6 protein-coding genes are annotated in these 5,424 nt (G+C 69.6%); 5 read left to right on the top strand and 1 reads right to left on the bottom strand.

The window, feature by feature from the left end:
- A partial coding sequence (locus tag ACIKT0_RS12345; RefSeq protein ID WP_407105629.1) for a GntR family transcriptional regulator occupies window positions 1-613 on the bottom strand: 613 nt, incomplete at its 3' end.
- A 134-nt stretch (window positions 614-747) separates the two neighbouring features.
- On the opposite strand from ACIKT0_RS12345, the gene ACIKT0_RS12340 reads away from it, so the two are divergent.
- The 5 genes from ACIKT0_RS12340 to ACIKT0_RS12320 all read left to right on the top strand — a co-directional run.
- A complete protein-coding gene (locus ACIKT0_RS12340) occupies window positions 748-1,755 on the top strand; it encodes a TRAP transporter substrate-binding protein (RefSeq protein WP_407105628.1) in 1,008 nt (335 codons plus the stop codon).
- A 64-nt stretch (window positions 1,756-1,819) separates the two neighbouring features.
- A complete protein-coding gene (locus ACIKT0_RS12335) occupies window positions 1,820-2,383 on the top strand; it encodes a TRAP transporter small permease subunit (RefSeq protein ID WP_407105627.1) in 564 nt (187 codons plus the stop codon).
- Window positions 2,380-3,696, top strand: coding sequence for a TRAP transporter large permease (locus ACIKT0_RS12330; RefSeq protein WP_407105626.1), 1,317 nt, complete (start codon window positions 2,380-2,382; stop codon window positions 3,694-3,696). The genes ACIKT0_RS12335 and ACIKT0_RS12330 overlap by 4 nt, the downstream gene beginning before the upstream one ends.
- Window positions 3,693-5,069 (top strand): malonyl-CoA decarboxylase, encoded by a 1,377-nt coding sequence (locus ACIKT0_RS12325; RefSeq protein WP_407105625.1) that lies wholly within the window; start codon window positions 3,693-3,695, stop codon window positions 5,067-5,069. The genes ACIKT0_RS12330 and ACIKT0_RS12325 overlap by 4 nt, the downstream gene beginning before the upstream one ends.
- Window positions 5,066-5,424: AMP-binding protein (locus tag ACIKT0_RS12320; protein WP_407105624.1), on the top strand; the 359-nt coding region annotated here is incomplete at its 3' end. The genes ACIKT0_RS12325 and ACIKT0_RS12320, both read left to right, overlap by 4 nt.

The following is a 5,424-nucleotide window of genomic DNA, read 5'->3' as shown; positions in this document are numbered from 1 at the left end:
GGTCGCCCTGCACCACCACATGGGCCCGCAGCCGGGCGCGGGCGGCCTCCTCGTCGCCGGCGAGGATCGCCTTCACGATCTGCTCGTGCTCGTCGAACGACGCCCTCAGGCGGTTCTGCACGCGCAGCTGCAGGCGGCGGTAGGGGCGCAGCCGGCGGTGCAGCGCGCCGCACTGCTCGGCCAGGAAGCCGCTGTGGCTCGCCGCGTAGATCGCGTGGTGGAACTCCTCATTGTCATAATAGTAGGCGTCCGTGCCGCCGGCCTCGGCCGACGCCCGGCAGCGCTCATGCGCCGCGCTCAGCGCCTCCCTGTCGGACGCCGTGCAGCGGCGGGCCGCGAGCGCGCCGGCCAGCCCCTCGAGCTCGGCCATAACCTCGAACATCTCGTAGACGCGCTGCGGGCTGTGATCGACCACGATCGCGCCGCGCCGCGGCCGGAGCTCCACCGCGCCGGTGGCGCTGAGCTGCATCAGCGCCTCGCGCACCGGCGTGCGCGACACCCCGAAGCGCTTTGACAGCGTGACCTCGTCGAGCCGCGAGCCGGGCGCGAACTCCCCGGCCACGATGGCGTTCTCGATCTCGTCGCGCACCTTGCGCACCGCATTGTCGGCCATGCCGGGCTCCGCTTTCACCCGCCTCTTGTATACACGGATGCGGCGTTCTGCGCGCAGACCGTTTGACAGCGTCGACGATCGGGGCGCAACCTTGGCGCGAACGGCCAGACACATGGCCGGCGCAGGAGGGAACGATGGGAAGAGTAGGTCTCACTCTGCTGGCCGGCGCGTGCGCGGCCGCATTCATCTCGCTCGCAGGGCCCGCGGCGCAGGCCGACACGGTCCTCAAGGCGTCGCACCAGTTTCCGGGCGGCAAGGGCGACGTTCGCGACGAGATGGTCCAGATCATCGCGCGGGAGGTCGAGGCGGCCAATGTCGGCCTGAAGATCCAGGTCTTCCCGGGCTCGTCGCTCTACAAGCCGAACGACCAGTGGAACGCGCTCACGCGCGGCCTGCTCGACATGTCGTCCTTCCCGCTGGACTACGCGTCCGGCAAGATCCCGCAGTTCTCCGCGACCCTGATGCCCGGGCTCGTGGGCAATCTCGACCGGGCGAAGCGGCTCAACGACTCGCCCTTCATGGCCGACATCAAGAAGCTGATCTCCGACGCCGGCGTGGTGGTGATCGCCGACGCCTGGCTGTCCGGCGGCTTCGTGTCCAAGAAGGACTGCATCACCTCGCCCGAGAGCATCAAGGGTCAGGTGGTGCGCGCGGCCGGCCCCGCCTTCGAGCAGATGCTGGCAGCGGCCGGCGCGTCGATCTCCTCGATGCCGTCCTCCGAGATCTACACCGGCATGCAGACCGGCGTGCTCGACGCGGCCAACACCTCCTCGGCGAGCCTCGTGTCCTATCGCCTGTTCGAGCAGGGCAAGTGCCTGACGGCGCCGGGCGAGAACGCGCTCTGGTTCATGTATGAGCCGGTGCTGATGTCGAAGCGCGTGTTCGACGGGCTGACCGAGCCCCAGCGCGCGGCGATCCTTGCGGCGGGCAAGAAGTCGGAAGCGTTCTTCGACGGCGAGATCCGCAAGGGCGACCAGAAGATGATCGACGCCTACAAGAAGGCGAACGTCCAGGTCGTCGAGATGTCGAAGGGCGACTACGACGCCTGGCTCGCGGTCGCGAAGAGTTCCGCCTACGACAAGTTCGCCAAGGAGGTGCCGGGCGGCGGCGAGCTGATCGAGAAGGCGCTCGCGGTCCAGTAGCCGCGCCGCATCGGCGGGCGGCGGAGGCGCCGCCCGATCCTACCCTCTGGCCCGGGGCGCCCGCATGATCTCCGCCTATGTGTCCGCTGTCGGCGCGCTGTCGCGGCTGCTCGCGATCGTCGCCACCCTGTTGCTGATCGCCGCCATGCTGGTGGTCTGCGAGATGATCCTGGTGCGCTACGTCTTCCGCGCCGCGACGATCTGGCAGACGGACTTCGTGATCTTCGCGGCGACGGCCTCGGTCTTCCTCGGCGCGCCGTACGTCCTGCTCAAGAACGGCCATGTCGGGGTCGACGTGGTCGAGCTCCTGCTGAAGCCCAGGCCGCGGCGCGTGCTCAGGATCATCGGGGCGCTGTGCGGGCTCGCCTTCTGCGCCGCAATGCTGGCGGCGAGCTACATCAATTTCGAGGAGGCCTGGTCGGCCGGCTGGAAGCATTCGAGCGTCTGGGCGCCGCGACTGTGGATCCCGCTGTCGGCGCTGCCGGTCGGCTTCGGGATGCTCTGCCTTCAGTATGTCGCGCAGATCCTCGTGATGCTGCGCGAACCGCCGCAGGCCGACCCGGCGGCCGAGCACATCGCGATGGCCCACGCCGTCGCGCCTCACGCGCTCGAGGAGACCGTGCGATGAGCCCCGTCAGCTCCGGACTGCTGCTCGTCGGCGGGCTGTTCGTCCTGCTCGCCACCGGCATGCCGATCGCCTTCGCGCTCGGCCTCGCGGCCGTCGGCGCGCTCGTCCTGCAAGGCGGGTTTCCGATCTTCTACGTGCTGTCGGAGACGATGTTCGCCGGCATCGCCAACCTCGCCTACGTGTCGATCCCGATGTTCGTGCTGATGGGCGCGGCGGTCGCCTCCTCGCCCGCCGGCGGGGACCTCTACGCCTCGCTCGACCGCTGGCTGAACCGAGTGCCGGGCGGCCTGGTGCTGTCCAACATCGGGGCCTGCGCGATCTTCTCGGGCATGACCGGCTCCTCGCCCGCGACCTGCGCGGCGATCGGCAAGATGGGCATCCCGGAGATGATGAACCGGGGCTATCCGGCCTCGGTCGCGACCGGCTCGATCGCCGCCGGCGGCACGCTCGGCATCCTGATCCCGCCCTCGGTGACGCTGATCGTCTACGGCATCTCCACCGAGACCTCGATCGGCCGGCTGTTCATGGCCGGCGTGATCCCGGGGATCATGCTGACCGCGATGTTCATGGTCTGGGCGGTGTTCGACGCCAAGCGGAAGGGCTTCGAGTTCGGCGCGCGCGCGATGCGCTACACGCTCGCGCAGAAGCTCGAGACGCTGCCGCGGATCGGGCCCTTCCTGCTGATCATCGCGGGCACGCTCTATGTGCTCTACGGCGGCATCGCCACGCCCTCGGAGGCGGCCGGCGCCGGGGCGCTGCTGACCCTGCTCGTCGTGGTCATCGCCTACCGGCTGTTCCGCTTCAGGCCGATCGCTGGGATCTTCGGCTCGGCGATGCGCGAGAGCGTCATGATCATGATGATCATGGCCGCCGCCGAGCTGTTCAGCTTCGCGCTGTCGTCGCTGTTCGTGACGCAGACGGTCGCGAGCGCGATCGCCTCGCTGGAGGTGAACCGCTGGGTGCTGATGGCGGTCATCAACCTGTTCCTGCTGGTCGCCGGCATGTTCCTGCCGCCGGTCGCGGTGATCGTGATGTCGGCGCCGCTGCTGTTCCCGATCGTCACCCAGGCCGGCTTCGATCCGTACTGGTTCGCCATCGTGCTGACGATCAACATGGAGGTCGGGCTGATCACCCCGCCGGTCGGGCTCAACCTGTTCGTCATCAACGCCATCGCCCCGCAGGTGCCGACGCGGGAGATCCTATGGGGCTCCCTGCCCTATGTGCTGGTGATGTTCCTGGCGATCCTGATCCTCTGCATCTTCCCCGAGATCGCCACCTGGCTGCCGGACCAGATGATGGGGTCGGCCACATGAGCGGCGCGTCCTTCTTCGGCGACATGCTGCAGGCCATCACGGAGGGGGGCCGTCAGCTCCTGTCGCTCGCCCCGTTCGGAGGCGACGCGCCCCGCCCCTCGCTCGAGCAGCTCTGCGAGCGCCTGCTGGGCGGGAATGGCGAGGCCTCGGGCATGGCGCTCGCGAGCCTCATCCTGGAGCGCTGGCGATCGCTCGACGGGCCCGAGCAGGCTGCGTTCATGACGATGCTGCTCGATCGCTTCGGCGCGGACGAGCGCCGGCTCGACACCGCGATCGACGCTCACCGCGCCAAGCCCTCGGCGGACACGGTGCGGGCGCTGCACGCCGCCGCCGAGCCGCGCCGGCAGGAGATCATCCGGCGCCTCAACCTCGCGCCCGAAGGCGTCGGCCAGCTCGTGCGGATGCGCGAGGCGCTGCTCAGGATGCTGCCGGAGCGGCCGGAACTCGCCGCCGTCGACGCCGATTTCGCGCATCTGTTCGGCTCGTGGTTCAACCGCGGCTTCCTGGTCCTGAAACCGGTCGACTGGGCGACGCCCGCCAACGTGCTGGAGAAGATCATCCGCTACGAGGCGGTGCACGAGATCAAGGACTGGGACGAGCTGCGCCGCCGGGTGCAGCCGGTGGACCGGCGCTGCTTCGCCTTCTTCCACCCGCGCCTGCCGGACGAGCCGCTGATCTTCGTCGAGGTCGCGCTCACCACGTCGATCGCGGCCACCATCAGCGACGTTCTCGACGAGGACCGCGCGCAGATCCGCGCGGAGGACGCCACCACGGCGGTGTTCTACTCGATCTCGAACTGCCAGGAGGGTCTGCGGGGCGTCTCGTTCGGCAACTTCCTGATCAAGCAGGTGGTGGCCGATCTGCGCCGCGACCTCCCGAGGCTCACGACCTTCGTGACGCTGTCGCCGATGCCGGGCTTCGCGGCCTGGTTGTCGCGGCAGCGCGCGACGGAGCGGCCGGACCTGCTGGACGCCGCCGAACTCGCGCAACTCGCGCCGCTCGACGATCCCGCTTGGGACAGGAACCCCGACGCCGTAGAGGAGCTGCAGCCGGCGCTCTGCCGGGCGGCCGCGACCTATCTGCTGCGGGCGAGGAATCCGGCCGGCCTCGCGGCCGACCCGGTGGCCCGGTTCCACCTCGGCAACGGCGCGCGGCTCGAACGCATCAACTTTCTCGGAGACCGCTCTCCCCGCGGCCTCCGCCAGGCGCATGGCATGATGGTGAATTACCTCTACGACCTGTCCGACATCGAGAAGAACCACGAGGCCTTCATCGGCCGCGGCGAGGTGATCGCCTCGCCCGCAGTCCACCGCCTCGCGCCGGCGCCCCGAGCGACGCAGCCGCGCTCCGCGAGGCCGGAGCACGCCGCATGAGCAACTGGCTGTTCGACGCCATCCGGGCGGCCGCGCCGGGTCCGTCCTCGCTGTTCCTCGAGACGTCGCGCGGCGACTGGACCTATGCGGACCTGTTCGCCCGCTCGGCGCGGCTCGCCAACGCGCTCGTCGCCATGGGCGTCGCGCCCGGCGAGCGGGTGGCGGTGCAGGTCGAGAAGAGCGCGGAGGCGCTGACCCTCTACCTCGCCTGCGTGCGGGCCGGCGCCGTCTATCTGCCGCTCAACACCGGCTACACCCCCACCGAGCTCGACTGGTTTCGTCATGTGCTCTTCCGATCTCCGAACGACGCCCGCCGGCTGGAAGCGCTCGACGACGAGAACCGCAAGCTGAAGAA

This window comes from Hansschlegelia beijingensis (assembly GCF_045505405.1).
In the GTDB taxonomy this organism is placed as follows: Bacteria; Pseudomonadota; Alphaproteobacteria; order Rhizobiales; family Methylopilaceae; genus Methylopila; species Methylopila beijingensis_A.
This window is presented reverse-complemented; position numbering and strand designations above follow the sequence as displayed.